General features: G+C 24.7%; 2 protein-coding genes. One reads left to right on the forward strand and one right to left on the reverse strand.

Annotated elements, in window-relative coordinates; all coding sequences use genetic code 11:
- Window positions 1–304: 304 nt before the first annotated feature.
- Window positions 305–688: a hypothetical protein gene (locus ACO409_RS10880; protein ID WP_485557174.1), complete on the reverse strand. Its 384-nt coding sequence runs from the start codon at window positions 686–688 to the stop codon at window positions 305–307.
- A gap of 489 nt (window positions 689–1,177) precedes the next feature.
- Between ACO409_RS10880 and ACO409_RS10885 the strand changes: the two genes are divergently transcribed.
- Window positions 1,178–1,658: LPS export ABC transporter ATP-binding protein (locus ACO409_RS10885; protein ID WP_485557176.1), on the forward strand; the 481-nt coding region annotated here is incomplete at its 3' end.

Here is a 1,658-nt window from a genome sequence, read left to right on the forward strand (position 1 = left end):
AATATTGAAATTTTGGTTGATAATAAAGATTTTGGAGTTTATGTTCAATAAAATTACTTGAATTTTTAATATTGGATTCTAATTAAAAAAAAAGACTACGTTTTGTTTATTTTATGACAAGGGGGTGAAATCCCCTTGTTAAGGATAAAATTTATAATATACTCAAACCCATTTAAAATCAAAAATTATACAAATTTAGGGTTTGAGTAAAATAGTCTAGCTTTTAAATTTGGTTTTAAATCAGTTTTACTATAAATTTATTACCTAAATGGAAATGATATAAAAGGCAGTTTTCGTATATTTTTTATTTAATGATTTTTTTTGAAATACCAATTCCATTTTCAAACATATCAATTTCATTTTCTAATTCCTTTAAATCATTTCGGATATAATGCTCATTGTCAGTTCCAAGTCTAAAAGTTCGTACTAATGGGCTATTTTTATGATTTATTTCAAACATATACTCTTCTACAACCATTTTTTTCTTATTGTTAATGTCGTCATCTTCAAAATCTATAACGAGTGTTACATTTAAGTCAGAAAGTTCATTAATTTCAATATTTTTTTTGTTTACTAAATAATCTAAAATACATTGTTTTATTACAAATTCCAGTTCTTCTTCAATTACTTCACGTGGTTTTTCAATATTTTGTGTTAAATACAAAATAGCTTTATCTAAAAAAATCATTTTTTTATTTCCTTTCTTTGACATCTTTTTATTTTTTTCTTTTAAATTATATAATAAAAATATTATAAAAACAAATTTTTTTATTAATATGATATAATTTACTAAATTTTTAAGTAATCAATTTTAAAAAAAAGTAGAAAAAAAAGTGAAAATGATTTATAATATATCGAAGTAATAATAATTTTAGGTTTTTAAAATTATTGAAACTATACTCAGATCTATTTAAAATTGAACTATTAAAAATTATAAAAACTTAGAGTTTGGATAAAATAGTCATAGCTATTGAGTTCAGTTTTAAATTTATTTTACTATAAATAATAAATTCCATTTAATAGAAGTTAGATTTTACATTTGTCAACAAGAGTTATTGAATTTTTGCAAAGAAATTTATAGTAAGCCTGATATTTAAATGGGAAATAGTATAAAAAGAACAAACAAAAAAATGAAAATTATTTTACAAATAAAATAAAAAGGTAAGTAGGAGAAAATATGGCTAGAAAAATTAATATAGAAGCCGATAGCTTGAAAAAAATATATAAAAATAGAGAAGTTGTAAAAAATGTAAGTCTTGCAATGGAAAAAGGTGAAGTTGTAGGACTTCTTGGACCAAATGGGGCAGGGAAGACGACAACATTTTATATGATTACAGGGATTGTGAGACCGAATCACGGAAGAGTCATGTATAATGGACAGGAAATTACAAATTTACCAATGTATAAAAGAGCTAGACTTGGTCTTGGATATTTGCCGCAAGAGGCATCGGTTTTTAGAAATTTGACTGTGGAGGAGAATATTGTATCAGTTCTGGAAATGCGTGGAGTTAGGAAAAAGGAACGTATTGCAACAATGCAAAGTTTGATCGAAGAATTTAAATTATCACATGTTGCAAAAAGTTTAGGATATGCACTTTCAGGTGGGGAACGAAGACGTGTGGAAATTGCTCGAACGATTTCTACAAATCCAGATTTTA

Source organism: Leptotrichia sp. (assembly GCF_057270615.1).

Excerpts from the sequence above, each read along its gene's own strand:
- ACO409_RS10880 (WP_485557174.1), bottom strand. The coding sequence starts at position 688 with ATGATTTTTTTAGATAAAGCTATTTTGTATTTAACACAAAATATTGAA.